The organism is Streptomyces sp. ALB3 (assembly GCF_044385685.1).
Taxonomy (GTDB): Bacteria; Actinomycetota; Actinomycetes; order Streptomycetales; family Streptomycetaceae; genus Streptomyces.
The window spans coordinates 596,817-623,302 of sequence record NZ_JBISCE010000046.1 but is presented as its reverse complement, the minus strand read 5'-3'; the positions used below and the strand labels follow the sequence as shown (position 1 = coordinate 623,302).

Genomic DNA, 26,486 nt, shown 5'->3' with positions numbered 1-26,486 from the left:
TCCCCTCAGCCCATCAGCGGCAGCAGCGGGGCGAGGTCGGCCCGCTCACCGCTGGCGCTGACCCGAGCGGAGTCGAGCGCCTCGGCCCACCGCGTACGTCCGGTGGCCAGCCGCATCCAGGTGAGCGGGTCCGTCTCCACGACGTTCGGCGGCGTACCCCGGGTGTGCTTGGGACCGCCGAGGCACTGGACGACGGCGAAGGGCGGCACACGCACCTCCACCGAGCCGCCGGGCGCCCTGTCCGCGAGCGCGTCGGCGAGCAGGCGGGTACAGGCGGCGAGCGCCTGACGGTCGTACGGGATGTCGAGGCCGGTCGCCCGGCTGAGATCGTCGGTGTGGACGACGAGCTCGACGGTGCGGGTGACCAGGAAGTCGCCCAGCCGCATCGTCCCGGCCCCGGTCGTCACCAGCCTGTCGCCCTCACTCCCGGGGACCAGCCGACCGAACCGGTCGGCCGTCTCCCCGTACAGCGCGACGAGGTCGGGACGGGCCTCTGCCAGTTCACGGGCCTCGTCGGCGATTCCCTTCGCCCGGCCCGCGGTGGAGAACGGCCACTCCAGCAGGGTGAGCTGCGGCTTGGGCCCTGGCGGCTCCGGCAGCACCAGCTGTCGGCTGACGCGGTCCAGCGCCATGGTGAGGTGGACGGCGAGCTCCCGCACGGTCCACTCCCCGAGCCCGGAAGGACCGGCCAGCTGGTCCTCCGTCAGCCCGGCCACCGCCTCCCGGATCCGGTCGAACTGGGCCAGGACCGCGACGCGGGTCCGGCTGACGTCATAGGCGCGCGGGCGTTTCCTGGCCGGGGGCATACGGCCGAGACTAACCGGCACCGGTGACAACGCGGGCCCTGCCCGGGGCGCTCAGCTCCGCCCGAAGTCCGAGGTCTCGGGGAGGACGAGGCCGGTGCAGCCGCGGCGTCCGGTGGCGTCGTCGACGTACGCGCGGAAGAAGGACTCCAGCCGGTCACGGAGGATGCGGTCGTACGGGTAGGACACCTGCATCAGGTGCAGGGCCGGCCGGCCGTCGCAGACGGAGGAGGCCCACCAGGTGAGCTCGTTCGCGCCCGCGGTGCCGGGACGGATCGCCGTCCGGTCCAGCAAGCCGGTCCGCACACCCCTGGTCCCGTCCCCGACGAGGGTCTCGGTCCTGATCCACAGCGGTGTGTGCGACAGCACCGTGGCGAGGTCCCGAGGACGCTTCGTGGTCTTCTCGTAAGCGGGCCATATCCTCCGGGTCCCGTCCTCACCGAGCGCGAGCAGGCAGGCGTCGTGGGCGCTCGCCTTCCCGGCCGGCGCGGCGAGTGCGCGGTCGGGCAGCGCACCCCGGCCTTCGGCGGCCACGAGACGCCCGTACCAGGCACACGTGCCCCCGGCCTTCTCGGCCGCCCCGAGCGCGTACCCCGGCTCGGCGAGAGCGGCGGGCAGCGGGGGCAGCGCGGCCTGGCAGTCCCACTCCCCGGCAGCCCTCTCCACCGCCCCGCGCGCCAGCGCCGCGAGCGTCCGGCGGTCCTCCGGCGTGGGGCGTTCCGCGTACTCGGCGACGGCCGAGGCCTCGACGGAGGAGACCTCACCGCCGTCCTCGCACAGGGCCCTGGCCGTCACCCTCTGACTGTCGTACTCACCGAGCCGGCCGTCGCCCAACGGGTGCGGCACGGGGTGGTCCGCCGCGGCGACGATGTCGTCGGAACCGCCGCGGCGGAGGTCGAAGGGCTCGTCGTCCAGAGCGACCTGGCGCTCGTCGTCGTTCGGGTCGGCCGGGGACACGGTGAGTCTCAGGGCGAAGTGCCCGTGCGTCGTCCCCGGTTCGCCCACCCGGTACACGACGCAGTTGCTGACCTGCTGGGCCGTGCTGATCCGGTAGCGGTCCGACAGCTTCACCCGGTCGGTGCCACCGTTCAGCCCGAGCACGGAGTCGGGGTCGACGAGGTCACCGCACCCCGCCTCGATGCGCTCGCGGCTCCCGGACCGGGCGCGCAGGTCGGTCACCTGCGTGACGATGGCCCAGACGCTCAGCCCGATCCCCGCCACGGCGACCAGGCAGAACAGCGCGTTCGCGGCCCTCCGCAGGCTCCCCGTGCCCGGCTCCCGCGGGGGCGCCGGTGGCGGCACAGCAGCGTTCGTATCGTCCATGACCGGCCCCCCGTACGACGACGACGCGTGACGCCCGGAAAGCTATCAGCCGCCGTCGACGGCCTCCCCGGCGGCGAACGTCTCGCCGTCGGCCGGCACACCGACGCCCCGCCAGGTGAAGAGGACACCGCGCGCCCTGCCGGGATCCGGGTGGCCCGTCAGCCGGACGTGCACATGCGGCCCGGTGCGGTCGCCGGAGTGCCCGCAGCGGGCGATCCGCTGTCCGGCCCGGACGGTGTCCCCGGCCCGCACCTCCCTGTCCTCGGTCGCCTCAGGGCCGGGCGGCCGTGAGGACCACCAGGAGCGGCACCACCCGGGCGCCGGGCACCTCGTAGCGCCCGCGCCCCGTCGTGTGCAGCCAGCCCGCCACGGTCAGCAGGCGCAGGTGGTGGTAGATCTGACCGGTCGTCCCCGTCTCGTCGAGCCCGGCCAGTTCGGCGGCCGTACGCCGGCCCGCGAGGATCTCGCGGAGCAGCCGCAGCCTCATCGGGTGGCCGAGCGCGGCCAGGGGTTCGGCGGCGTCCGCCCAGTCGGGGCGGTCCCCGTCCGTACCCAGGAGCCCCGCGGTGAGTGCGCCGTACTGCCACTCGTACCGCTCACCGGCCGGCAGCCTCACCGCGCCGGTGAACAGCACCCCGCCGTCGGCCGCGGTCTCCCCGACCTGTCCGAGCTGGTCCTTCAGCCCGTCCAGCGCCCAGAAGTCCCCGACGCCCAGCTCCGGCTTCACGCCCTCCGCCGCCGACTCCAGCACCGCGAGGCGGCGCTCCAGTTCGGCGACGCGCTCCTCGAGCTCCATGGCTCCACCTTACGTAAGTACGTAATGTCAATCAACAGTTTCCGTCGAGAACGCCGAAGCCCCCGTCCGGTCGACCCGGACGGGGGCTTCGGTACAGGCAGAACCTAGGCGAACAGACCCTCCAGGGTCCCCTCGTGCGCACTGCGCAGCTCGCTCAGCGGGATGCTGAACTCGCCCTGGATCTCGATCTCCTCGCCGTCCACGACACCGATCCGGACCACGGGCAGACCCCGCGCCCCGCACATGTCGTTGAAGCGGAGCTCCTCACTGCGCGGGACCGAGACGATCGCGCGGCCCGCCGACTCCGAGAACAGGAAGGTGAAGGCGTCCAGACCGTCCGGGACGACCAGCCGGGCACCCTTCCCGCCGCGCAGGCAGGACTCGGTGAGCGCCTGGACCAGACCGCCGTCGGAGAGGTCGTGAGCCGCGTCGATCATGCCGTCGCGGGAGGCCGAGATCAGGATCTCGCCGAGCAGCTTCTCGCGGCCCAGGTCGACCTCGGGCGGCATCCCGCCGAGGTGCTGGTGGATGACCTCGGACCAGGCCGACCCGCCGAACTCCTCACGGGTGTCGCCCAGGAGGTAGAGCAGCTGGCCCTCCTCGGCGAAGGCGACCGGCGTACGGCGGGTGACGTCGTCGATCACACCGAGGACGGCCACCACCGGCGTGGGGTGGATCGCCGTCTCACCGGTCTGGTTGTAGAGCGAGACGTTTCCGCCGGTGACCGGCGTGCCCAGCTCCAGGCACCCGTCCGCGAGGCCACGCGTGGCCTCGGCGAACTGCCACATGACGTCCGGGTCCTCGGGCGAGCCGAAGTTCAGGCAGTCCGAGATGGCCAGCGGCTTCGCGCCGGTCGCCGCGACGTTGCGGTAGGACTCCGCGAGAGCGAGCTGCGCGCCCGTGTACGGGTCGAGCTTGGTGTAGCGGCCGTTGCCGTCCGTCGCCATGGCCACGCCCAGATTCGACTCCTCGTCGATCCGGACCATGCCCGCGTCCTCGGGCATCGCCAGCACGGTGTTGCCCTGCACGAAGCGGTCGTACTGGTCGGTGATCCAGGACTTGGAGGCCTGGTTCGGGGAGCCCACCAGCTTGAGGACCTGCTCGCGCAGCTCCGCGCCGTCCGCCGGACGGGCCAGCTTGCCGGCGTCGTCGGCCTGCAGCGCGTCCTGCCAGGACGGGCGGGCGTACGGCCGGTGGTACGTCGGGCCCTCATGGGCGACGGAGCGCGGCGGCACGTCCACGATCTGCTCGCCGTGCCAGAAGATCTCCAGCTGCGACCCCTCGGTCACCTCACCGATGACGGTGGCGATGACGTCCCACTTCTCGCAGATCTCCATGAAGCGGTCCACGTGCTGCGGCTCGACGATCGCGCACATGCGCTCCTGCGACTCGCTCATGAGGATCTCCTCGGGCGAGAGGGAGGAGTCGCGCAGCGGCACGGTGTCCAGCTCGACGCGCATACCGCCGGAGCCCGCGGAGGCGAGCTCGCTCGTGGCGCAGGAGAGCCCGGCGCCGCCGAGGTCCTGGATGCCCGCGACGAGCTTCTCCTTGAAGATCTCCAGGGTGCACTCGATGAGGAGCTTCTCCTGGAACGGGTCGCCGACCTGCACCGCGGGGCGCTTGGCCGGCTTGGTGTCGTCGAAGGTCTCCGAGGCCAGCACGGAGACGCCGCCGATGCCGTCGCCGCCGGTGCGGGCGCCGTACAGGATCACCTTGTTGCCGGGCCCGGAGGCCTGGGCCAGGTGGATGTCCTCGTGCTTCATCACGCCGATGCAGCCGGCGTTGACGAGCGGGTTGCCCTGGTAGCAGGCGTCGAAGACGACCTCGCCGCCGATGTTCGGCAGGCCGAGGCAGTTCCCGTAGCCGCCGATACCGGCGACGATGCCCGGCAGGACCCGCCGGGTGTCGGGGTGGTCGGCCGCGCCGAAGCGCAGCGGGTCGACGACCGCGACCGGACGGGCGCCCATGGCGAGGATGTCGCGGACGATGCCGCCGACGCCCGTGGCCGCGCCCTGGTAGGGCTCGATGTACGAGGGGTGGTTGTGCGACTCGACCTTGAAGGTGACCGCGTAACCCTGGCCCACGTCGACCACACCGGCGTTCTCGCCGATGCCGACGAGCATCGCGTCGTTGGCGGGGACCTTCTCGCCGAACTGCTTGAGGTGGACCTTGCTGCTCTTGTACGAGCAGTGCTCGGACCACATCACGGAGTACATCGCGAGCTCGGCGCCGGTGGGACGGCGGCCCAGGATCTCGCGGATCCGGGCGTACTCGTCCTCCTTGAGGCCGAGCTCCTTCCAGGGCTGTCCGGCGTCCGGGGTTTCGGCCGCGTGCTTGACCGTGTCCAGGCTCATGCGTTGACCAGCTTCTTGATGATCGAGGTGAAGAAACCGAGGCCGTCGGTGCGACCGGTGCCGACCAGCGGCTCGACGGCGTGCTCCGGGTGCGGCATCAGACCGACGACGTTGCCCGCGGCGTTGGTGATGCCGGCGATGTCGCGCAGCGAGCCGTTCGGGTTGACGTCGGCGTAACGGAAGGCGACGCGGCCCTCCGCCTCCAGCTCGTCGAGCGTGCGCTCGTCGGCGGTGTACCGGCCGTCCACGTTCTTCAGCGGCACGGAGATCTCCTGGCCCGCCGTGTAGTCCGAGGTCCAGGCGGTCTCCGCGTTCTCCACCCGCAGCTTCTGGTCACGGCAGATGAAGTGGAGGTGGTTGTTCCGCAGCATCGCGCCGGGCAGCAGGTGCGCCTCGGTCAGGATCTGGAAACCGTTGCAGATACCGAGGACCGGCAGGCCGGCCTTCGCCTCGGCGATGACGGTCTCCATGACCGGCGAGAAACGCGAGATGGCACCGGCGCGCAGATAGTCGCCGTAACTGAATCCGCCCGCGAGGATGACCGCGTCGACCTGGTGGAGGTCCTTGTCGCGGTGCCAGAGGGATACGGGTTCGGCACCCGCGATCCGCACGGCCCGCAGGCTGTCCTGGTCGTCGAGCGTGCCGGGAAAAGTGACGACGCCGATACGGGTGGTCACTTCTCCTCCTCCACCTTGACGGTGAAGTCCTCGATGACGGTGTTGGCGAGGAACGTCTCGGCGATCTCGTTAATACGGGCAAGGGCGGCATCGTCGACCGGCCCCTCGACCTCGAGCTCGAAACGCTTTCCCTGACGAACGTCCGCGATTCCGTCGAAGCCGAGACGGGGCAGTGCGCGCTGCACAGCCTGTCCCTGCGGGTCGAGGATCTCCGGCTTGAGCATGACGTCGACTACGACGCGTGCCACTGGCACTCCCGGTGGTGTGGTGCGGCTGTGTATCCGAGGGGTTCCCCAGATCCCCGCGGGTCCTATCAGCGTACCTGGCCGGAAATTCTACGCGGGTAGATATCGCGTGGGCAGGATCACGGCGAGATATCGGAGACGGACAGGCGCAGGAAAAATTCTGGGAAAAAATCCTCCCCCCGGATTGCGCCCGGGCCCACACGGCAACACGCTGACGCAATTGACCGGGCTTCACAATGCGGCTCCTGCCGCTGTACAAATGAATACCGGGAAAGCACGCTTGCCCCGGAACAGTCGACAGCAGTCGATCCGTATCCGCCCAGCCGCCGGAAGGCCGGCATCCGCGCATGTCAGGCGCGACGGTGCCGCAGGAAAGGACCGATATCCGTGGCTCAGCGCGTAGTGGTTACGCTCTCCGACGACATCGACGGGGGAGAAGCGGCGGAAACGGTCACCTTCGCCCTGGACGGGAAGTCGTACGAGATCGACCTCAATCCCGCCAATGCAAAGAAACTGCGGAAGACGCTGGCCCCGTACGTAGCGGCCGGCCGAAAGCAGACAAATACCGGCAAGCGCGGCAAGGCGCCGGCGTCGTACCACCACACGTCCCTCGCGCCGGACCCCGCGGCCGTGCGCGCCTGGGCCCGCTCGCACCGCATGGAGGTGCCGGCCCGCGGCCGGATCCCCAAGAAGGTCTACGAGGCGTTCGACGCGGCCAGTTGAGGGTCGCGCCCGGAATGTTCCCTTCCGCTCCCGTGCCCGACGGAGCCGGTACCGGCGCCCCGGGGAGCCGACTTGCACAACACCCCTGCAGGTCGGCTAGAGTCTGGAGCACGCCGAAGGGCAAGGCCGAAAAGGCCGGGTCCGACGCAGCGTGCGGGTGTAGTTCAGTAGTAGAACATCCCCCTTCCAGGGGGAAGGCGCAGTGTGCAATTCCTGTCACCCGCTCTGCACTGCCTTACCGGATCGTCAAGTCGATCAGGTACAGTAGTGAGCGCTCCACCGGTGAAAGCCGAGTGGCGGCAATGCGGACGTAGCTCAGTTGGTAGAGCGCAACCTTGCCAAGGTTGAGGTCGCCAGTTCGAACCTGGTCGTCCGCTCTGTTCCGAAGGCCCCGGTCATTTCGACCGGGGCCTTCGGCGTTTCCGGATCCACACCCATGACGTCTGTCATGGGGAGTGGTGACGCCACGCACTGTTCCCGGTCGCGGGCTGAAGGAAGTCTGGAGTCCGGCGGTTTCACGAGAGGGCGTCGCGGAAGTGAGCGGCATCTCATGCCGCACTGGCCCGGACGGCACGCACGGTGTTGGCTGTGCGGCGGTGGTCACGACCGGATCGCCGTGAGCGGGCCCCGGAGGGGCTGAGGGGACGCGGGACTGTGTGGGTGCGGACGCAGGTGCGGAGATGGCAGGGCCGCAGCGGCTTCGAGAAGATCGATCTCTATACGCGCGGCACCCTGCACTCCTTGGTGTGGATGACGATCGTGCCCCAGGTGCTGCTGCCGGTGACACGGCCCGTACGGGCCTCCGACGCACCCGTCGCGCTGATCGTCGTGACGGTGCTCGCCGCGCTGGGCCAGGGAGTCTGCGGGAGGACACTGGTCACCCGGGCCCTCGACCACTACCTGGGCGGGCCGGCCGTCGACCGGCGGCTGATCGCGCTCGGGACCGCCCTGTTCCTCGCCAACGCGTCGGGCCTGCTGGCACTCGGCGCGTACACCGGCGTCGAGCGGTTCCCCGAACTCGTCCTGGCGCTCGGCGCGGTCGTCGTGCCGCTCCTGACCTCTCTCGTCCTCGTGGTGCCCCTGGGGACGGGCGCTCTGCTCCAGGTGGTCACCGCGGCCGGCATGGGCGGCGGCGTCGCGCTGGCCGGCGGTGACCGGTCGTTCGTACTCTCCACGCTCGTCGGTGTGACCTTCAGCAGCTCCTTGCTCTCGGTCACCGCCCGGCTGTCCGCCTGGTCCCTGGACCTGATGTCGAAGCTCCGCGACGCCCAGGACGTCGAGACCCGGCTGGCGGTCGCCGAGGAGCGACTGCGCTTCGGACGCGACATGCACGACGTGCTGGGCCGGAACCTGGCGGTGATCGCGCTGAAGAGCGAGCTCGCCGTCGAGCTGGCACAGCGCGGAAAGCCCACGGCCGTGGACCAGATGGTCGAGGTGCAGCGCATCGCACGGGCCTCCCAGCAGGAGGTCCGCGACGTCGTCCGGGGATACCGGGAGGCCGATCTCGGTACGGAACTGCTGGGAGCCCAGGGGGTTCTCCGGGCGGCGGGCATCGAGTGCTCCGTCCATGGCGACGGCGGGCGGCTGCCCGCCCCGGTGCAGGCGGTACTCGGCTGGGCCGTGCGCGAGGCCGCCACCAACGTCCTGCGGCACGGCGACCCCCAACGATGTGACATCCGGCTGGAGTCGACGACGGACGGCGTCCGGCTGGTGGTGGAGAACGACGGCGCCACGCCGGACGAAGCCGCCGTACCCGGTGGGGGCTCGGGGCTCCCCGGACTCAGGGAACGACTGGCCGCCGTCGGCGGTTCGCTGGAGGCGGGGCCGGCCGGCGGAGACCGGTTCCACCTGACCGCGTCCGTCCCTCTGCCCTCGCCCCGGCAAACCGCACCCTCCCCGCTGGAGAAGAGATGACACCCGCACCGGACGCCATCCGCGTCCTGCTCGCCGATGACGAGCACCTGATCCGGGGCGCCCTGGCCGCGCTCCTGGCACTGGAGGACGACATCGTCCTGGTCGCCGAGGCGGCGACCGGACCCGAGGCGCTCGCGATGGCACTGGCGCACCGGCCCGATGTGGCCGTCCTGGACCTGGAGATGCCGGGGGCCGACGGTGTGAAGGTCGCCACATCCCTGCGGTCCGGGCTGCCGGGCTGCCGCACCATGATCGTGACGAGCCACGGCAGACCGGGAAATCTGAAGCGGGCCCTGGAGGCGGGCGTCCGCGCGTTCGTGCCCAAGACGGTCAGCGCGCGCCGACTCGCCGAGATCATCCGTACCGTGCATGCGGGAAACCGCTATGTGGACCCTGAGTTGGCAGCCGACGCGATCTCCGCGGGGGACTCCCCGCTGACCGCGCGGGAGGCCGAGGTGCTGGAGCTGGCGGCGGACGGGGCACCGGTCGCGGAGATCGCGGAGCGGGCGTCTCTCTCGCAGGGCACGGTGCGCAACTACCTGTCGGCGGCGGTGTCCAAGCTCGGGGCGGAGAACCGTCATGCCGCGGTGCGTCTCGCGCGGGAGAGAGGTTGGGTATAGTAGGCAGCGCGCTTCGGCGCATGCGAACGTAGCTCAGCTGGTAGAGCGCAACCTTGCCAAGGTTGAGGTCGCGAGTTCGAACCTCGTCGTTCGCTCCACGTGAGAAGGCCCCGGTCCTCGTGACCGGGGCCTTCTGCCGTCACATCCCTCGGGCCTGCCAGCTCATGCCCGTCAGGAGTTCGTACGCGTCGAGGTACTTGGCCCGGGTCGCGTCGACGATCTCCTGCGGCAGCGCCGGGGGCGGCTGCTCGCCGTGACGGTCCCAGCCGGAGGCCGGCGAGGTCAGCCAGTCACGCACGAACTGCTTGTCGTACGAAGGCTGCGCCTTGCCGGGCTCCCACGACTCGGCCGGCCAGAAGCGCGAGGAGTCGGGGGTCAGAACCTCGTCCGCGAGAATCAGTTCCTCACCACCGTCCGGGGTGGGCGCGAAGCCGAACTCGAACTTCGTGTCGGCGAGGATGATTCCGCGCTCACGGGCGATGTCGCGGGCACGGCCGTAGACGTCCAGCGTCGTCCGGCGCAGCACGGCCGCCGTCTCGGGGCCGACCTCGCGGACGACCTCCTCGTACGAGACGTTCTCGTCGTGGTCGCCGACCGCGGCCTTCGTGGCCGGGGTGAAGATCGGCCCCGGGAGCTCGGAGCCGTCGACGAGGCCCTCGGGCAGACCGAGGCCGCAGACCGTGCGGGTCGCGTGGTACTCGGTCAGGCCGGAGCCCGTCAGATAGCCCCGCGCCACGCACTCGACCGGGACCATGCGCAGGGAACGGCAGACCAGGGTCCGGCCGGCCCAGTCGGCGGGCGCCCCGGCGGGGAGCTCGGTCGACAGCACATGGTTGGGGACGAGATCGGCGAGCTGGTCGAACCACCACAGCGACAGCTGCGTGAGGACACGGCCCTTGTCCGGGATCTCGGTGGGCAGGACCCAGTCGTACGCGGACATACGGTCGCTGGCGACCATCACGAGGTCCCCCGCCTCGTTCCGGTACAGGTCGCGCACCTTGCCGGTGTGCAGGTGGGTGAGCCCCGGCACCTGCACGGGCTCGGGCTTTTCTACGAAACCGGACACGCTGCCTCCGCGTAGGTTGATCCAGGAGTCGTTCCGATTGTCCCGCATGCGGGAGGCCCACGGCGCCAGGGGTCGTCCCGTGGACAGGTGGCACGGTCACCGGGCCGGTGCCAGGGCTCGTCGTGTGACCGGGCGGCGCATTCCGCTTGCCGGCCCCGCCGGCCGGCCGGCGCCCGCGCCACTGCTCAGGGCCGTACGCCGTCACGCCTCCGCTCGCCTCCGGCCCCGCCCGCACGGGGTCCTGCTCGCCCCGAGCCCCGCCGCTGGTCGCGCCCACGCTCGCTTCGGGTCCCGCCCTGCGCCCCGGCGGTCGCGGCCACGCTCCTGCGGTGCCGCTCCTTTCAGTCCCGCTTGCAGATCCGGTCGAGCAGATTGGCCGTGGCGCGCTGGACGCGGGAGTCGACATGCCCGGGCCGGTCAAGGGCCGGGGACCAGGCGAAGGTGCCCGACGCGAAGACGAGCGCGCCCGACGGGGCGCGGTACAGGGAGGTCTCCTGGTGCCGGGTGGCACCGTCGCCGTCCGCGTACGGGGAGTGCGCGAGGAGCATGCGGCTCTCGTGCTCGGGCAGTGCCGTACGCGGGTAGTAGCGGTCGGCCTCACCGGCCACCAGCCCGCCGATCTCGTCGCCCTCCTCCGCGCCCGTGGCCTCCCAGAGCCAGTGACCGGCGTTGCGCACGACCAGCGGGTGGGGCTCGGGGACCCGGCCCGCGTACTGGATACCGAGCAACTGCTGCTCCGGGCGGTCGATCTCACGCCACAGCGCCGATTTCCCCGGGCCCCGGCGCTTGCGGCAGGAGAGCAGGCGGTCGGGCACCCCGGAGGGGGACGGACCGAGAGTCACCTGCCAGTACATGGTGTTGGCGGAGAGGAAGACGAGCGAGGTACCGGTGTCCCGGGCGAGCTCGGCCGTACGGCGCATCGGCACCGACCAGTACTCGTCGTGTCCCGGGAAGACCAGGCCCCGGTAGCGGCTGGGGTCGACCCGGCCCGCGTGCAGGTCGCGGGCGTCGGCGTACGCGAGGTCGTAGCCGTAGCGCTCGGCCCAGCGGATGAAGTCGTAGGCGTGCCCGACGTGGAGAGGCAGGCCGGCGCCCGCGTAGGGGCGGTCGAAGGAGATGGTGACGGCCGCGTCCTCCTCCCCCAGCAGGCGCCCCTGTTCGTCCCAGGCGTGGTAGAGGCTGGCGCCCGTCCGGCCGTCCTCCGGGTAGAGGTTGTAGGCCTGCCATGTGACGTCGGGAAGCAGGAGGAGCAGGTCCGCCGGATGGTCGTCGCGGACCGTGAAGGGCACGTGCGAGCGGTGGCCGTCGGCGGTGGTGAGCACGGCGACGTAGGCACCGACCGACCAGTAGCTGGGGATCTGCAGCCGCCAGGACAGCCACCAGTGATGGCAGGAGACCGTCCGCTCGGCGGCCAGCGGTGCCGGCTGGACGATGCCGGAGAGGCGCGGGCTCGTGGTGATCTTGGCCGCGCCGTCGCCCGCGTAGTGCCCGATGCGGTAGACGTCGACGGAGAACTGCTGGGGCGGGTCCACGGTGATGTGGAAGTCGATCGCCTCGCCCGGTGCCGCGGCTCCGGGGGACACGAACCCCTTGATCTGCTGACGCACGTCGTCGGCCGTACGCGTACCGCCGCCGGAACCGCTGCGGCCGAGGTCGGGGTCGGCGTACCAGGGGACGACCTGCCCGGTGTCGTCGAAGTAGTTCTCACTGCCGCGCAGCCAGGGCAGCGGGCCCTGCCCGAAGGGGTCGCTCACGGCATGCGCGAGGGCACCCGATTCCCATCGCCGGATCTGATCCGCCCCCATCCCGCTCCCCTCCCTCGTCCCCCGCCGCGTCTGCCGCGCCGGATGCCGACAGGCCTCCAGCACATCACATTACGCACGCGCTCCGTCACCGTTCGTCGCGATTCGGCGACGCCGAAGCCTGATCTTCCGCGTATTGAGCGGACATACAGGATATTTCGCCATCTATATGGACGGACGACCGTTCAACTCGGCCTCCGCTGACCCGGGCGTACCACTCACCCCAGGCGCACGGGTTTGTCCGTGCGCACTCCCAGCGCGGTGAGCCAGGAAAGCAGCGGCTCCGCGTCCCCGTCCTCGACGAGGCTCAGCACGGGGGCACCGAGATCGGACCTGCGCCCGCCGTCGACCATCAGCGCGGGGCCGTCGAGCCAGTCGAGCCCTGGCGCGGCCCCCGCCGTGTCCACCGCGGCGCAGCAGACCATCGCCACGACGTGGTCGGTGAGCAGCTCGGTGCCCGTACGAGGCGGCTGGAGGGGAAAGAGCGGGAGCGGTCCGGGTCCCCAGAGGTCGAGGGGGTCGGTGCCCGCTCCGCCGGGCGTACCGGACCCCGGGGCGCCGCCGCCGGGCAGGGGGCTGGGGGCCGCCGCCTCCTCGTCGCGGGCCACCGCGGCGCCGATCCCGGCCGCGAGCGCCTCGCTGTCGGAGCCCGGTGTGGCGAGGTGGTCGATCACCCGCGCCAGCGTGGGCACCGCGGAGCCGTCCGCGTCCGACGGCTCGGGCACACCCACGGAGACACCGGTGGCCACTCCCATGGCGTCGAGCACCCGGTGCAGGCGTGCGGCCTCCGTACGCCACTTGCGGTCCACGACCTCTTCCGGATACTGCTGCCAGTCGACCGGGGACCAGTCCGGCCCGGTCTCCGCCGGCCCGCCGTGGAACAGCCGGGCCGCCAGCAGCGAGGCCGCCTCGTCGGCCGCGCCGGGCTCCTCGATCAGATCGCAGGCGGGGCGTTCCCCCAGCCGGGAGGTGAAGCCCTCGGCCAGCCTGTCGCGCCGGGAGAGCTCCGTGAGCGCGGAGACGACACCGGCGTCCAGCCGGGAGGGCCAGCGCCCCATCCGCCAGGCGGGCAGCGCGACCCGGGTCAGCAGCCGGTCCCATCCGGCATAGGCCAGGCCGACCTGCTCCTGGGCGACGATCCGCAGCCCGTAGTCGACCTCCTGCGCGCGCCCCGACGCGGCGGCGGCGACGCCGCGCTCCATCTCCGCCGCGTGACCGCGGCAGCCGCGCAGCAGCATCTTGGCGATCCACCCCACGAACGCCGCGGGGACCCCGCGCACGAAACCCCTGCCGGGCACAGCGGCGTCCGCGACGGCGGCGTCCAGTCCCCGCACGAAGCGGCGGGCGGCGGCTATGTCGGGGTGCGCGGCCGGCCCGGTTCCCGCCACCACCGGGGCGAGAACGGCCCGCAGCTCGGCGACCCTCATCCACCACAGGAACGGCGAGCCGATCACCAGCACGGGCGCCGCCTGCTCCCGGCGGCCCCGCCGGGAGCCCTTCCTCCCCCTGCGTCTTCCGTCCCCCGGCTGGGTGGCGGGGTGCGTACGGTCCTCCAGCCAGCTGTCGCAGTCGGGGGTCAGCGCTATGGCCGAGGGCGCGGGGACGTCGAGCCGGTCGGCGAGGTCCCGGACGAGCCGGTAGAGATCCGGGGCCGACGCCTCCGTCAGCGGCACGGTCGGGCTGACGGCGGGCCTCGCGCGGGCCACCGCGAGGGCGACCGCCGCGGCGAGCAGCAGGATCACGACGGCGCAGCCCGTCACCGCCCAGGTGACCGTGGGCCAGACCCCCGCTCCGAGGCGCCCCTGGGCGCCCGCGACGAGCAGCACGGCGGCCGCACCCGCCGGCAGGACGGCCAGGGCGGTGGCTCTGCTGCGGATGCGCAGCAGAGCCACCGCCCTGGCCCGCGCCGCGTGCGCACCCAGCTCCTCAACCGAACCGGTACCGGACACGACTTGTCACCCCCTCTGCCCCCGCGACGGTGTTGGTCACTCCCCCACTGTGGCACCCGTCACCGACATCGCAATGCCGGTGGGCCAAGTGCCGGAACGCCTGCGCCGCACCCTAGTTGGGCCCTCGGCAGGCGTCATCCGGATGGGCGAGTCGTCACCCGATGGAATGGCTTTGGGTAAAGCTGCTGACGTACCGGTACCCCGGCGTTCAGCGATACGGCGGTCTGCCTGCCGCCCCCGGCAGGGCACGCGCCCCGTGCCCTGCCTCCGGCGCCCGTACGTCCCCGGGCCTCCGGCGCCTCCCCTCGGGCCATGGAGGCCGCCCTGACACACCTGTGCCCGGCGCCTCGCTGGAGGGCCGGGCACGGGGCGTCGTCGGCTCAGGCCTCTTCGGCGGCCTTCCGGGCGATGTCCGTACGGTGCTGGGCGCCGTCGAGCCGGATGCGGCCGACCGCGCCGTAAGCGCGCTCCCGGGCCTGCGCGAGGTCCTTGCCGGTCGCCGTGACGGAGAGCACTCGCCCTCCGGCGCTGACGACCGCGTCGCCGTCCTGCCTGGTTCCGGCGTGCAGGACGAACGCGTGCGGCGCATCCTGCGCCACCACGTCCGCGAGGCCCTCGATGGGGTCTCCCGTACGGGGCGTACCCGGGTAGTTGTGCGAGGCGATGACCACGGTGACCGCCGCGTCGTCGCGCCAGCTCAGCGCGGGCACGACGTCCAGGGTGCCGTTGGCCGCCCCGAGCAGGATCCCGGCGAGCGGCGTCCTCAGCCGGGCCAGCACCACCTGTGTCTCCGGGTCGCCGAAGCGGGCGTTGAACTCGATGACCCGCACACCGCGTGAGGTGATCGCGAGGCCCGCGTACAGCAGCCCCGAGAACGGGGTGCCGCGGCGCCGGAGCTCGTCCACGGTCGGCTGCAGGACGGTCTGCATGACCTCGTCGACGAGCTTCGGGTCGGCCCAGGGGAGCGGGGAGTACGCGCCCATGCCGCCGGTGTTCGGGCCCTGGTCACCGTCCAGGGCGCGCTTGAAGTCCTGGGCCGGCTGGAGGGGGAGCACCGTGGTGCCGTCGGTGATCGCGAAGAGGCTGACCTCGGGGCCGTCGAGGAACTCCTCGATGACCACGCGGTCGCAGGCCAGGGCGTGGGCACGCGCGGCCTCGACGTCGTCCGTGACGACGACACCCTTGCCCGCCGCGAGACCGTCGTCCTTCACGACGTACGGGGCGCCGAAGGCGTCCAGTGCCTCGTCGATCTCGGCCGGCGTGGTGCAGACGTAGCTGCGGGCGGTCGGGACGTTGGCACCGGCCATGACGTCCTTGGCGAACGCCTTGGAGCCCTCCAGCCGGGCCGCCTCGCGCGAGGGGCCGAAGCAGGGGATGCCGGCGGCGCGCACGGCGTCGGCGACACCGGCGACAAGCGGTGCCTCCGGGCCGACGACCACCAGCTCGGCGCCCAGCTCTGTGGCGAGGCGCGCGACGGCGTCACCGTCGAGCGCGTCGACCGGGCGCAGTTCGGCCACCTCTGCGATTCCGGCGTTGCCGGGCGCGCAGTACAGAGCGGTGACATCGGGGTCGAGGGAGAGAGAGCGGCACAGGGCGTGTTCGCGGGCGCCGCCGCCGATGACGAGGACCTTCACGGGATGCAGCCTAACCGCCGGGGGCCGGAGGCCTCGACGGCCTCCGCTCCGTGGACAGCGGGTGGGCGGCCGGGGACAGCGGTGGACAGGACCCGGGGCAGCGATGGACGGGGCCGGGGACAGCTGTGGACAGGACCAGGGGCAGTAACGATGACGGGGCCGGGGGAGGGTGGCCGCCTGCCCGGTGGGCCTGCCGGAAGGGGGCCGTGTCCCGGGGTCCCGTGAGGGCGCCGCTGGGGGGCGGCCCCGGGCGGTGAGCCCTACTCGTTGGTGAACTCCTCGACGACCGTGGCGCCCAGCTCCCGGACGATCAGGTCGTGCCCGGAGAGCGCGGAGTCCACCAGGTCGGGGTCGTCCGCCTCGGCGGTGTCGTCCTCGGGCGCGACCGCCCGGGGCGGCTCCGGCACACGGTCGTACGAGGACTGCTCGGGCCGCCCGGACTGCTGAGCCGGGGGCTGCTGAGCTGACGGCGGGGGCTGCGGAGCCGGGGCGGCCGGCCGGGGCTCGTAGGAGGGCGCCGGGGGCGCGGGCGGAGGCTGGTACGGGGCGGCCGGAGGCCTGCCACCACCGCCACCTGACTGCGGAGCCTGGCCGCCACCACCGGACGGGTCGACGACCGCGTCGACCCGCCACTGTGCGTTGAACTGCTCGGCGAGAGCCTGCTTGAGCACCTCTTCGCTGCCGCTGCTCGAAAAGGTGTCACGGGCCCCGGCGTTGAGGAAGCCGATCTGCAGCGTGCTGCCGTCGAAGCCGGTGACCTGGGCATTCTGGCTGAGAAGGATCCAGGTGAACCGACGGCGGTTCTTCACGGCCTCGAGGATGTCGGGCCACATGTTCCGCACCTGGGCGGCGCCCTGCGTCATGTCCTGCCCGCCGGGTGCGGGGGTCTGCGCGACGGGGGCGGGGGCCGGGGTGTGCGGAGCGGGCGCCGTGGCGGGCGCGGGTGCCTGCGGGGCGCCGCCGCCGGGCGCGGAGGCGGTCGGCCAGCCACCGGGGCGGCGCGCCGCATCCGGGCCACCCGCGCCGCTGCCGGCTCCGGCCGGCGCGGGCCAGGCGCCGGGGCGCTGGCCGACGGGCGCAGGGGCCGGTGGCTGCTGGGCCGGCGGCGCTTCCTGCGGGGCCGAGGGCTGGGGCTGCTGGACGGCCGGTGGGACCGCCGGCGCGGGCCGGGGCACGTCGGCGGGGGCGCCGCCCGGTGCCTCGGCCCGGGCGGCCGCACGGGCGGCGGCGGGCCCACCGCCGCCTCCGGCGGGCATCGCGACACCGGCCCCGTGGGCTTCCGGCCCCGGTACGTACCCCACGGCGGGGCCGGGGCCGGCCGTGGCGAAGGAGGCGCCGCGCTCCAGCCGGTCCAGCCTGGCCTGGAGCGAACGCTCGTCGTCGAAGGCGGCGGGGAGCAGCACCCGGGCGCAGATCAGCTCGACCTGGAGCCGGGGCGAGGTCGCCCCGCGCATCTCGGTGAGCCCTTCGTTGACCAGGTCGGCGGCACGGCTCAGCTCCGCGGCGCCGAAGACGGCCGCCTGGGCCTGCATCCGCTCCACCACGTCGGCGGGCGCGTCGATGAGCCCCTTGTCCCCGGCATCCGGCACGGCGGCCAGGATCACCAGGTCACGCAACCGCTCCAGCAGGTCGGCGACGAAGCGCCGGGGGTCGTTCCCGCCCTCGATCACCTGGTCCACGACCTCGAAGGCGGCCGCCCCGTCACCCGCGGCGAAGGCGTCCACGATCGAGTCCAGCAGGGACCCGTCCGTATAGCCGAGGAGCGAGGTCGCCATGGCGTATGTCACACCGTCGTCGGCGGCGGAGGCCAGCAACTGGTCCATGACGGACATCGAGTCACGCACGGATCCCGCGCCGGCCCGCACCACGAGCGGCAGCACACCGTCCTCGACCGGGCTGTTCTCCTTGCCGCACACCTCGGCGAGATAACCCCGCAGCGTCCCCGGGGGGACCAGCCGGAAGGGGTAGTGGTGCGTACGCGACCTGATCGTGCCGATGACCTTCTCGGGCTCGGTCGTCGCGAAGATGAACTTGAGGTGCTCCGGCGGTTCCTCGACCACCTTCAGCAGGGCGTTGAACCCGGCCGGGGTGACCATGTGCGCCTCGTCGATGATGTAGATCTTGTACCGACTCGACGCGGGCCCGAAGAACGCCTTTTCTCGCAGGTCACGGGCGTCGTCCACACCACCGTGCGACGCGGCGTCGATCTCGATGACGTCGATCGAGCCGGGCCCGTTGCGCGCGAGGTCCCGGCAGGACTGGCACTCCCCGCAGGGGGTCGGCGTGGGCCCCTGCTCGCAGTTCAGGCAGCGGGCGAGGATGCGCGCACTGGTCGTCTTTCCACAGCCACGCGGCCCGCTGAACAGGTACGCGTGATTGACCCGGTTGTTCCGCAGGGCCTGCTGCAGCGGGTCAGTGACATGCTCCTGACCGATGACCTCGGCGAAGGACTCGGGGCGATAGCGGCGGTACAGCGCAAGGGACGACACACATACGAGGTTATCGGGGCGGACCGACAACCGGCCCCGCCGCCGACCGGGCGCCCGGCGGGACACCACACCCCGGACATGCAAGGGCCCCCCACGCACCCGCCAGAGCCGACCTACCCTTGCTGCCTTCCGGCCCTGGGGGAGTTCAGTCAGATAGCGCCACGTGAGGGGCTGACGCCCACCTTAGCCGATCCCCGCCCCCTGCCGTCCACCCGCTCCCCGCCCCCACCCCCCTCCGAGGACGGTTCGGAACGATCTCCGGGGAACGTGTTCGCGAGCACCCTCCAACGTCTTGTATTGTTTGCCGCGGAGGATTCGCCTAGTGGCCTAGGGCGCACGCTTGGAAAGCGTGTTGGGGGCAACCCCTCACGAGTTCGAATCTCGTATCCTCCGCCATTGCTCTCACCGGGCAATACGTCGAAGGGCCCCACCGCTTGCGGTGGGGCCCTTCGACGTTGCCGGTCTCAGTTCTGGTCTCATTTGTTTTCGACATAAGGGACATTTCATTCGTCGACTTGCCGTCGACGGGTCGAGTCACAGGACATCGCCTTCACTCAGAAGCGGGTTTCTGCCGACTCAGGACGCAGGCGTCCCCCGCGATCCGCCATTCTGGGTCTGTGCAGGACCGATTCCGGTCGGAGACCACCGGCACTCGTCCTTGTGAGGTGTCCCCATCGGCAAGCCCAGCAGATCAACTCTGGCCACGTGGCTGAGCGATCTGGAAGTCGACCGGCTTGAGCGGGTCCTGGCAGCTCGCCCGGATGCCGTGTCCCCGCCGGAACCACGATCGTTCGGCGAACTCGCGGACCGCCTTCAGCGCCCGGCGTCGGTGGCCGCGGTACTGCCCGGACTCGCGCTGCCACACCTGCAGGTAGCCGAGGCACTGGCGGCATTGGGGCCCGTTCCATGTGCCGCCCTGGCCGATCTGCTGGATGCGACCGGGACGGAGAGCACTCGCGGGCTGGACGCGGCCTTGGAGGCGCTGGCCGACCGCGCACTCGTCTGGCCGGACGGCGAAGGGCTGCTGCGCATGGCGGCGCCGTTGCGGCAGGCGTGGGACTCGCCGCTGGGGCTGGACGCTCCGCTCACCCGTCTACTGGCGGACACGACCTCCGAGGAACTGCGCCGCATGCTGGTGGCCCTGGGCATCCCGTCGCCCGGCACCACCAAGAAGCATCGGCTGACCGCCCTGCTGGAACACCACGGCAATCCGGAGCGGGTGGCCGCGCTGATCACTTCGGCACCTGCGTCCACCCGGAAGCTGCTTGAGCGGCGAGCGTCTCACCAGGGTGAACAGGCTCAATCACCGACGCGCTTGATCACGTTCAGGGCCCCGTCGGCCGACTCCGAGGCGGGTGCGCGCTGGGCACTGGAGCGGGGACTGCTGGTCCAGGACCGGTCCTCCGGGTACGGATCCACGCGCATGCCCGCCGAGGTGGCGCTCGCACTGCGCGGAGTCGGCTGGCACGCCCCCTTCGAGCCTGTCCCGCCCGCTGTGCGGACGGCCTCCGTCACCTCGGCGGAAGTGGACCGGGAGGCGGCGGCAGCCGCCACGGCGTTCGCCGCACATGCCGCGTCGGTTCTGGCGACGTGCTCCGCCGCTCCGCCGGTCCTGCTGAAGTCCGGCGGGGTCGGAGCACGTGAGTTGTCCCGGATCAGCAAGGCGGCGCAGTGCGACGACATCGTCGTACGCCTTGTTCTGGAGACGGCGTACGACGCCGGGCTGCTGGCCCGGGACGGTGACCGGGTCGCGGCAACGGACGGATACGACACCTGGGCGGAACGCGAACCAGCGGAGCAGCTCACCGCGCTTCTCCACACCTGGCGGACGTTGCCGCTGACTCCGGCCCAGGCCCGCGACGAGGACGGCAAGGTGCTGCCCGCGCTCGCCGGAACACCGCCCTGCGGCGGCTGTGTACAGGCCCGAGAGGGGCTCCTCGCCGCCGCGGCGGGGTTCCCGGCGCACCGGGGAGTGCACAGCCCCGCGGAACTGGGGCCGATGGCTGCCTGGCACCGCCCGCTCGCCGAACAACTCCCCCAGGACACCACGCCCTTCGCCACCGCAATCCGGGAAGCGGAACTGCTCGGGGTCGTCGCCCGCGGCTGCCTGTCCCCCATCGGTGCCGCTCTGCGGGCCGACGACCCCGAAATGCTGACCGCTGCCTGTGAGCGGCTGCTGCCGGCAGCCACCAGGGCAGCCCGTTTCGGCGCGGACCTCACCGCCGTTGTCACCGGCACACCGTCCGCCCGCCTCGCCGCACTGCTGGACACCGTCGCGGACAAGGAAGTCGGTGGCACGGCATCGGTGTGGCGGTTCAGCCCCACAACCGTTCGCCATGCCCTGGACACGGGCCGCACGGCGGATGCCATCGCGGCCGACCTGGGCGCCGTAGCGGTCGGCGCCCTCCCCCAGCCGCTGTTGTACCTGATCAACGACTCCGCACGCACTCACGGCCGTGTGCGCATCGCCCCCGCTGCCTGTGTGATCCATGGTGAAGAAGCCGCCCACCTCGCCGAACTCGTGACTCACAGAAAGCTCGCCGCCCTCGGCCTACGCGTGTTGGCACCGACCGTGCTGGTCAGCCGGACCCCACTCGACAAGACACTCGCCGCGCTCCGGGCCGCCGGCTACGCCCCCGTCGCCGAGGGGGCCGACGGAACCGTACGCGTCGAGAGGATCCGGCGCCGGCGTGCCGCCGCCCCGGTGCCGGTCACCCCACTCCCAGGACAGCGGCAGCGGCCCGTCCCGACGGTGACTCAGATGACTCCGGTGACCGTCGACCTGAGCACGCTGGCCGCCAGGCTGCGGGCCGCCCCGCCGACACTCCCGGCTCCCGACCCGTTCGGCACCGGGGTCCCCTACGGCACGGACACCGAGGAGATCGTCGCCGCGTACGCGAAGAACCTGGCGTACAGCGATGTCCGCCAGCTCGCCCATGCCGTCGACGTCGGCACAGCCATCACGGTCGAGTACGTCGCCGCCTCGGGCAACCGGACCGTACGTATCCTCAGCGAGCTCGTGCTCGACCCGCCCTACCTGTACGCCTGGTGCCACCTGCGCGACGACGAACGGGTCTTCACCCTCTCCCGCATCCACGGCATCATGCCCGGGTAGCCGGGATCCGCATCGTGGCTCGGTGTTCGGCCGGTCACTGCGGCCATGCCCCGCCACCAAGCACTGCGACGAGCCGCCACTACGATCGCCGACCATGGACTGGGTCGAGCGCATCGCGCAGTTGAGGCAGTGGACCAGGAGCGGGGCGCGGGCTCCGCACAAGCCGTTGCTGTTCCTGTACGCGCTCAGCCGGTTCCAGCAGGACGCCGACGACGAGCTGCGGTACAGCACGGTGGAGCAGGACCTGCGGCGGCTGCTCGCCGAGTACGGTCCTGGGAACCGGACGACGCCCGCCTATCCCTTCCATCATCTGGTGAGTGACGGCGTGTGGGAGGTGCGCACCGAGCGCGGTCCGGGCAGCCCCGGGACCGGGGTCAGGGAGCTACGCGCAACCGGCGCCGCTGGGCGGCTGACGCCGGAGCTACGGGCGGCGCTGCGGCGGGATCCGCTCCTGCTCGGCCGAATGACACGCGTACTCCTCGATCTGAACTTCCCGCCCTCCCTCCACGGCGAGCTGTGCGATGCCGTCGGCCTGGAACTGGAGGAGGCCGAGACCGGACTGGTCTCGGCCAAGCGCAGGCAGCGGGACCGGCGCATGCGGGAGATGGTCCTGACGGCATATGAGTACCAGTGCGCCTTCTGCGGGTACGACGGCAGGATCGGCACGGTGCCGGTCGGGCTTGAGGCCGCCCATGTCCGCTGGTGGGCGTTCGACGGACCGGACGACCTCGAAAACGGGCTGTGTCTGTGCTCGTTGCACCACAAGCTGTTCGACAAAGGCGTACTCGGTCTCGGCGAGGGCCGCGGCGAGGCCCACGGCATCCTGGTCTCACAGAGCTTCGTCGGCCGCAGCACCGCCGCCCGCGAGCACGTCATCGCGCTCGCCGGCCGTCCGGTCATCGGCCCCCAATCGGGCGTCCGCCCCATCGCCGCCGCCCATCGTTCCTGGCACACCAGCCAGGTCTTCCAAGGCAGCCCACGTCCCGCCACGACCGCCTGAACGCCGACCTGGCGGTCACGCGCACGCACTGGTACGGGGTGCGATACGCGGGAGCCGCCGGCGCGGCGCGGCAGCCACCGCACCGCCCTGACCCGGGGGACCTCACCGTTTCCGCCGCCGCGCGGCCGGACCGCCTACGCGTCCGAGAGCAGCGGATCGTAGGGGGTCGACCGCTGTCGGCCCGACATGAAGGAGAGGAAATCCCGGACGAACGCGCTCCGGGAGTAGCGGCCGCCGGCGTCCAGGACGGACCGTCCGAAGCCTCTGCGGAAAAGCAGCCGGTACTCCTCGGCGTCGATGGACTGGTCGCCGTCCGCGTCGGTCACGTCGAAGAGGACCTCCGCGACCCTGATCAGCGCCGGGCCGGCCATGGACGGGGCTGCCGCCGCGTACTCCTCCGCGCTCACCCGGCCGTCCCCGTCGCTGTCCAGGGCCGCCTGGAGTTCCCTCCACCACGCGGCGAACGCGTCGTACAGCCGGGTCTCCTCCGGTTCGTCCAGGTCGAGCCGGGAACAGAGTTCACGCGCCATCGCGGCGAGGTCGGGCCAGTCCAGGAAGCCGTCCCCGGTCTGGTCCAGCACCTCGGTGAAGAACTCATGGGCGCTGCGCCGGTTCCCGGTACCGCCCGTACCGGCCGTACCGGCCGTCCCGTCCTGCTGGGCCGGCACGGGGGTGATCAGCCGGAGCAGCGCGCCGGCCCGTTTCATGCGGCCCCGCAGAGCGCCGAGTGTCTCGGCGTAGGGACCGTCGCCGTCCGGTGAGAGGTGGAGGAGACCGATGACGTTCTCGGTCTGGAGCCAGTTGTCGGGCAGGGCGCGGGCGAGGCGGGCGGCCATGTAGGCACTCTGCATGAGTGTCTGGGCACCCGGGACCTCCGGCAGTCCCGCCCGGCGGCGGAAGGCCTCGGGGAGGGACGCCACGGTGATGGTGCCGATGACCGGGCCCGCCAGTGCGCGGCCGGTGGCCCAGACCGTGGGCAGGCCCGCGAACAGCGGGGGCGCCGGCAGGTGCTCGAAGAGCTTGAAGAGGATGATGCGCAGCGCTTCGGTGTTCTGCAGTTCCTCCGCGACCATGCGGTCGAAGTACTGCCAGAACTCGGGCAGGGTGGGCGGGAGGTGGCCTGCCTGATCTCCCAGGGCGGCCAGGAACGCCTGGAATTCGGCGTAAAGCTGTTCCATGGCGTCCTGGTCCAGGGGCTGCCCGCTCAGGCGGTACATGGTGACGGAGCTCTCGAAGAGCGTCGCGACCACCCAGGCCCGTACCTCGGGATCCATCGCGTCGTAGGGCCGGTTCCTCGCGTCTGTGCCGCTCAGTCGCGTGTGCAGGCGGTTCAGCCGTGCCGCCTCCCGCTTCCGTGTGTGCTCGTCGGCACCGAACATGCGTTGCAGGCTCACCAGGGTGTTGCGCAGCCGTCGCCACGGGTGCGTGACGAACGAGGAGTTGTCGGCCAGTGCCGCGCCGATCTGCGGGTGTGCCGCTTCCAGCACCGTCGCCCTGATGACGGCCAGCGCCCAGCGGGGGTCGTTGAAGAAGCGGTGGAACTGCGAACCAGGGCCGAACAGGGAATCCGCCGGCGTCCCGGAGGCCGCCTCAAGGCCTGGGGCGTCGCCGTGATGCGGGGCCCCGGGGGCGTCACCCCGTTTCGGGGCCCCGGGGGTGGGCGGCCCGGGATGACTGCTGTGCGTGTCCTTCACCGTTCGGACTCTCCGATCGTTACGGCGGTCACGCCGCCGAAGCGGCGGTCCCGGTTCCGGTAGTCGTGCAGGCACTCCAGGAAGTGCGGCGCACGGAAGTCGGGCCAGAGCACCGTCGGGAAGATCCACTCGGCGTAGGCCACCTGCCAGAGCATGAAGTTGGAGATGCGCTGTTCACCGGACGTACGGATGACGAGGTCCACGTCAGGCATGTCGGGAACGGGCAGATGCTCGGCGAAGCGTGCTTGGTCGACGTCGTCGGCGGACACCCCGGCACGGATGAGGGAACGGGCCGCGGAGACGATGTCCTGGCGCCCGCCGTGGTCGAACGCCACGGTCAGCGTCATGCCCCGGTTGTTCTCCGTGAGTGTCATCAGGTCGACGAAGTCCTGGGCCAGGGGGGCGGGGATCCTGGGGTCCTCGGCGCCGAGGAACCGGCAGCGGATGCCGCGCGCGTGCAGCAGCGGCGCGTGCTTGCGGACCACGCGGCGCACCAGCCGCATCAGGAAGTCGACCTCCTCGCCCGGGCGTCGCCAGTTCTCGGTGGAGAAGGCGTACAGGCTGAGCCACTCGACCCCGGCCGATCGCGCCGCCTCGATGACGTCGATCACCGTCGCCTCGGCCGCCCGGTGCCCCGACGTACGCGGCAGGGAACGCTGTTGAGCCCATCGGCCGTTGCCGTCCATCACGCAGGCGACATGGCGAGGAACCGGGCGTCGGCGCTCCTCGGTGGCCGGGCGGTGCGGTTGCGCCGGGACCGACGTCGAGGCGGGGACCCCCGGCCGCGTACCGACGCTCCCGGGCGTCGTGTCCGTCGTACGCGCCCGACCGGACTGCCCTGTTCCACCGGGTGCCATTGCAGCGCCCCCTCCGACTCACGTCCGCGGACTTCGCCGGAGCCGTGGCCCCGGCCGGCCGGCGCGTCCCCCGCTGCTCCGCACCTCCAGCAGAGTGCCGGTGCCCGGACCGCGGCGCATCGCGATGCCCGCATGTTCACCCGTCGCACATCAGTCCGAGGCGCCACCGCACGCGGACGCGGCCCGGGGCCACTCCTCGCCACCCCGCGCCGGGCGGGAGGCCGCCCAGCCGGATACCAGGACGGCACAACCAGACCCGGAAGGCGGGTGGTCGAGGCGCCCCCCAGGGTCATCGGTACGAGGGAGGGCGCGGGCGGTGAGGTGCGCCGAAGGCCCCCGCCACGGGGGGCGGGGGCCTTCGGTGACCGCGTGGTCCTACGGGCGGCGGCGGTCAGCCCGCCAGCGACACCTGGGTGCCCGGCGCGGCGCCGGGGTAGGCGTCGACGACCAGGTTGAGCTGGCGCTGCATGTACCAGACGTTCAGGCCGAACACGAACATCAGCCACATGCTCGCGGCCGGGCTGCACGTCACCGGCAGGCCCGCCGCGCGCTGCGCCTTCGCTATGGCCTGGCCGGTGTTCTTGAAGGAGATCAGCGGAGCGATCACGGTCCAGCCCAGGAAGAGCAGGACCAGCATGCTGCCGGCCGGCTTCAGGGTCTGGCGCCGGTCGAACTCCTGCAGCTCGTTGTGGATCTTGTAGTACCAGACCAGCTGGTAGATCCCGAGAGTGATGAGGGTCAGGCCCAGCCACACGGCGACGGGCCCCCGGCGCTTCATGGCCTGCCCGGGCAACTGGACGGCGCCGGGAGCGCCGGGCACGAGGGCGTCCCCCGTACGGCTGGGATCGTTCGCACTGAGCGCCGTGTTGGGCTGCGTCTCGGACATGTACCGTGCTCCATCTGCTGGTTCTGACTACAGGCGGAGCAGCATGACATCAAGTGAAGGTTCAGTGAAAGTAGTTCGGAGATAAACAGCAGTTCGTCATGGTGTTGTGATCAAAATGACGGCTCCAGGCGGCTCCCGAAGGGCCTCCAGCAGCACGCCGGTTGAGCCGTCGGCGTCGTCCGCGCCGGTGCGGGACGTTCCCGAAGGCGCGCCGGGGAAGCCCTCTCCCACTGCGAAGGAACACGCACCGATGCGTGCACGGCGCCTTCTGCGCACTGCGGCCGTCTCCCTGGCTCTCTCCCCGCCCTGCTCACCGCCGACGGCGCGGGCGCGGCCGAGCCGTCCGGCTGGGAGGTCTCCCTCTCCGGCGAGAACGGCTCCGCCTGGGAGGACGTCACCGGTGACCTCTCCGCTCTCCACGTCCACGCCCTCGCGCCCGACGGCCACGGCGGTCTGTGGGTCGCCGGCGGCGACCGGTCCGAAACCGACTACGGGCGCCCGGACCTCCGGCCCTTCGACGGCACCACCTGGACGAAGGA

General features: G+C 71.9%; 21 protein-coding genes, 4 tRNA genes and 1 other RNA gene. 9 read left to right on the top strand and 17 right to left on the bottom strand.

Features of this window, described 5'->3' with window-relative positions:
* Positions 1 to 5 precede the first annotated feature (5 nt).
* The 7 genes from ACHFIV_RS32865 to purS all read right to left on the bottom strand — a co-directional run bounded on the left by ACHFIV_RS32865 (position 6) and on the right by purS (position 6,201).
* The gene (locus tag ACHFIV_RS32865; protein WP_398976483.1) at positions 6 to 806 is read right to left on the bottom strand and encodes a maleylpyruvate isomerase family mycothiol-dependent enzyme; all 801 of its coding nucleotides are present in this window, start codon (positions 804 to 806) and stop codon (positions 6 to 8) included.
* Positions 807 to 857: 51 nt separating this feature from the next.
* Entirely contained in the window at positions 858 to 2,126 is a 1,269-nt protein-coding gene (locus tag ACHFIV_RS32860; RefSeq protein WP_398976481.1) for a hypothetical protein, read from the bottom strand.
* A gap of 45 nt (positions 2,127 to 2,171) precedes the next feature.
* On the bottom strand, positions 2,172 to 2,378 hold the full coding sequence (locus ACHFIV_RS32855) for a hypothetical protein (RefSeq protein WP_398976479.1): 207 nt from the start codon (positions 2,376 to 2,378) through the stop codon (positions 2,172 to 2,174).
* Positions 2,379 to 2,397: 19 nt separating this feature from the next.
* Positions 2,398 to 2,922, bottom strand: a complete 525-nt coding sequence (locus tag ACHFIV_RS32850; protein ID WP_398976477.1) for an ArsR/SmtB family transcription factor — start codon at positions 2,920 to 2,922, stop codon at positions 2,398 to 2,400.
* 104 nt (positions 2,923 to 3,026) lie between these two features.
* On the bottom strand, positions 3,027 to 5,276 hold the full coding sequence (purL, locus tag ACHFIV_RS32845; protein ID WP_398976475.1) for a phosphoribosylformylglycinamidine synthase subunit PurL: 2,250 nt from the start codon (positions 5,274 to 5,276) through the stop codon (positions 3,027 to 3,029).
* Positions 5,273 to 5,953, bottom strand: coding sequence for a phosphoribosylformylglycinamidine synthase subunit PurQ (gene purQ / locus ACHFIV_RS32840; RefSeq protein WP_398976473.1), 681 nt, complete (start codon positions 5,951 to 5,953; stop codon positions 5,273 to 5,275). Before purQ ends, purL begins: the two co-directional genes overlap by 4 nt.
* Positions 5,950 to 6,201, bottom strand: coding sequence for a phosphoribosylformylglycinamidine synthase subunit PurS (purS, locus tag ACHFIV_RS32835; RefSeq protein WP_099173088.1), 252 nt, complete (start codon positions 6,199 to 6,201; stop codon positions 5,950 to 5,952). The genes purQ and purS overlap by 4 nt, the downstream gene beginning before the upstream one ends.
* Positions 6,202 to 6,585: 384 nt before the next feature.
* Here purS and ACHFIV_RS32830 point away from each other — a divergent pair, with 384 nt between their 5' ends.
* From ACHFIV_RS32830 to ACHFIV_RS32805, 6 genes are all read left to right on the top strand, one after another.
* Positions 6,586 to 6,921 (top strand): Lsr2 family protein, encoded by a 336-nt coding sequence (locus tag ACHFIV_RS32830; RefSeq protein ID WP_398976470.1) that lies wholly within the window; start codon positions 6,586 to 6,588, stop codon positions 6,919 to 6,921.
* A gap of 153 nt (positions 6,922 to 7,074) precedes the next feature.
* Positions 7,075 to 7,146 (top strand) — tRNA-Gly (locus ACHFIV_RS32825).
* A gap of 79 nt (positions 7,147 to 7,225) precedes the next feature.
* A tRNA-Gly gene (locus tag ACHFIV_RS32820) sits at positions 7,226 to 7,298 on the top strand.
* A 283-nt stretch (positions 7,299 to 7,581) separates the two neighbouring features.
* Positions 7,582 to 8,835: a sensor histidine kinase gene (locus ACHFIV_RS32815; protein ID WP_398976468.1), complete on the top strand. Its 1,254-nt coding sequence runs from the start codon at positions 7,582 to 7,584 to the stop codon at positions 8,833 to 8,835.
* On the top strand, positions 8,832 to 9,455 hold the full coding sequence (locus ACHFIV_RS32810; protein ID WP_398976466.1) for a response regulator: 624 nt from the start codon (positions 8,832 to 8,834) through the stop codon (positions 9,453 to 9,455). Before ACHFIV_RS32815 ends, ACHFIV_RS32810 begins: the two co-directional genes overlap by 4 nt.
* 22 nt (positions 9,456 to 9,477) lie before the next feature.
* Positions 9,478 to 9,553 (top strand) — tRNA-Gly (locus ACHFIV_RS32805).
* 41 nt (positions 9,554 to 9,594) lie between these two features.
* On the opposite strand, the gene ACHFIV_RS32800 is transcribed toward ACHFIV_RS32805, so the two are convergent.
* The 6 genes from ACHFIV_RS32800 to ffs all read right to left on the bottom strand — a co-directional run bounded on the left by ACHFIV_RS32800 (position 9,595) and on the right by ffs (position 18,571).
* The gene (locus tag ACHFIV_RS32800) at positions 9,595 to 10,521 is read right to left on the bottom strand and encodes a phosphoribosylaminoimidazolesuccinocarboxamide synthase (protein ID WP_398976464.1); all 927 of its coding nucleotides are present in this window, start codon (positions 10,519 to 10,521) and stop codon (positions 9,595 to 9,597) included.
* Between the two features lie 341 nt (positions 10,522 to 10,862).
* Positions 10,863 to 12,326, bottom strand: coding sequence for a N,N-dimethylformamidase beta subunit family domain-containing protein (locus ACHFIV_RS32795; RefSeq protein WP_398976462.1), 1,464 nt, complete (start codon positions 12,324 to 12,326; stop codon positions 10,863 to 10,865).
* A 215-nt stretch (positions 12,327 to 12,541) separates the two neighbouring features.
* On the bottom strand, positions 12,542 to 14,272 hold the full coding sequence (locus tag ACHFIV_RS32790; RefSeq protein WP_398976460.1) for a hypothetical protein: 1,731 nt from the start codon (positions 14,270 to 14,272) through the stop codon (positions 12,542 to 12,544).
* 380 nt (positions 14,273 to 14,652) lie between these two features.
* Positions 14,653 to 15,906: a phosphoribosylamine--glycine ligase gene (purD, locus tag ACHFIV_RS32785; RefSeq protein WP_398976458.1), complete on the bottom strand. Its 1,254-nt coding sequence runs from the start codon at positions 15,904 to 15,906 to the stop codon at positions 14,653 to 14,655.
* Positions 15,907 to 16,166: 260 nt separating this feature from the next.
* On the bottom strand, positions 16,167 to 18,395 hold the full coding sequence (locus ACHFIV_RS32780) for a DNA polymerase III subunit gamma and tau (protein WP_398976456.1): 2,229 nt from the start codon (positions 18,393 to 18,395) through the stop codon (positions 16,167 to 16,169).
* A 79-nt stretch (positions 18,396 to 18,474) separates the two neighbouring features.
* Positions 18,475 to 18,571, bottom strand: an RNA gene (gene ffs, locus ACHFIV_RS32775) — signal recognition particle sRNA small type.
* A gap of 132 nt (positions 18,572 to 18,703) precedes the next feature.
* Here ffs and ACHFIV_RS32770 point away from each other — a divergent pair.
* From ACHFIV_RS32770 to ACHFIV_RS32760, 3 genes are all read left to right on the top strand, one after another.
* A tRNA-Ser gene (locus tag ACHFIV_RS32770) sits at positions 18,704 to 18,791 on the top strand.
* Between the two features lie 277 nt (positions 18,792 to 19,068).
* Positions 19,069 to 21,510 carry a helicase-associated domain-containing protein gene (locus tag ACHFIV_RS32765; RefSeq protein ID WP_398976627.1) on the top strand — a complete coding sequence of 814 codons (2,442 nt, stop codon included), beginning with the start codon at positions 19,069 to 19,071 and terminating at the stop codon, positions 21,508 to 21,510.
* A 94-nt stretch (positions 21,511 to 21,604) separates the two neighbouring features.
* Entirely contained in the window at positions 21,605 to 22,510 is a 906-nt protein-coding gene (locus ACHFIV_RS32760) for a phosphorothioated DNA-binding restriction endonuclease (RefSeq protein WP_398976454.1), read from the top strand.
* A gap of 134 nt (positions 22,511 to 22,644) precedes the next feature.
* Here the strand turns inward: ACHFIV_RS32760 and ACHFIV_RS32755 are convergent, their stop codons facing one another.
* The 4 genes from ACHFIV_RS32755 to ACHFIV_RS32740 form a co-directional block, all read right to left on the bottom strand.
* Positions 22,645 to 24,072: an oxygenase MpaB family protein gene (locus ACHFIV_RS32755; RefSeq protein ID WP_398976625.1), complete on the bottom strand. Its 1,428-nt coding sequence runs from the start codon at positions 24,070 to 24,072 to the stop codon at positions 22,645 to 22,647.
* Positions 24,073 to 24,200: 128 nt separating this feature from the next.
* Positions 24,201 to 25,061: a polyprenyl diphosphate synthase gene (gene uppS, locus ACHFIV_RS32750; protein ID WP_398976452.1), complete on the bottom strand. Its 861-nt coding sequence runs from the start codon at positions 25,059 to 25,061 to the stop codon at positions 24,201 to 24,203.
* 391 nt (positions 25,062 to 25,452) lie between these two features.
* Positions 25,453 to 25,947 (bottom strand): DUF4234 domain-containing protein, encoded by a 495-nt coding sequence (locus ACHFIV_RS32745; protein WP_398976450.1) that lies wholly within the window; start codon positions 25,945 to 25,947, stop codon positions 25,453 to 25,455.
* A 96-nt stretch (positions 25,948 to 26,043) separates the two neighbouring features.
* Entirely contained in the window at positions 26,044 to 26,373 is a 330-nt protein-coding gene (locus ACHFIV_RS32740; RefSeq protein ID WP_398976448.1) for a hypothetical protein, read from the bottom strand.
* Between the last annotated feature and the right edge of the window lie 113 nt (positions 26,374 to 26,486).

Bases quoted from the DNA above. Each gene is read 5' to 3' on its own strand.
- purL (WP_398976475.1), bottom strand. From the start codon at position 5,276: ATGAGCCTGGACACGGTCAAGCACGCGGCCGAAACCCCGGACGCCGGA.
- uppS (WP_398976452.1), bottom strand. From the start codon at position 25,061: ATGGCACCCGGTGGAACAGGGCAGTCCGGTCGGGCGCGTACGACGGAC.
- ACHFIV_RS32745 (WP_398976450.1), bottom strand. From the start codon at position 25,947: ATGTCCGAGACGCAGCCCAACACGGCGCTCAGTGCGAACGATCCCAGC.
- ACHFIV_RS32865 (WP_398976483.1), bottom strand. From the start codon at position 806: ATGCCCCCGGCCAGGAAACGCCCGCGCGCCTATGACGTCAGCCGGACC.
- ACHFIV_RS32860 (WP_398976481.1), bottom strand. From the start codon at position 2,126: ATGGACGATACGAACGCTGCTGTGCCGCCACCGGCGCCCCCGCGGGAG.
- ACHFIV_RS32850 (WP_398976477.1), bottom strand. From the start codon at position 2,922: ATGGAGCTCGAGGAGCGCGTCGCCGAACTGGAGCGCCGCCTCGCGGTG.
- ACHFIV_RS32810 (WP_398976466.1), top strand. From the start codon at position 8,832: ATGACACCCGCACCGGACGCCATCCGCGTCCTGCTCGCCGATGACGAG.
- ACHFIV_RS32795 (WP_398976462.1), bottom strand. From the start codon at position 12,326: ATGGGGGCGGATCAGATCCGGCGATGGGAATCGGGTGCCCTCGCGCAT.
- ACHFIV_RS32760 (WP_398976454.1), top strand. From the start codon at position 21,605: ATGGACTGGGTCGAGCGCATCGCGCAGTTGAGGCAGTGGACCAGGAGC.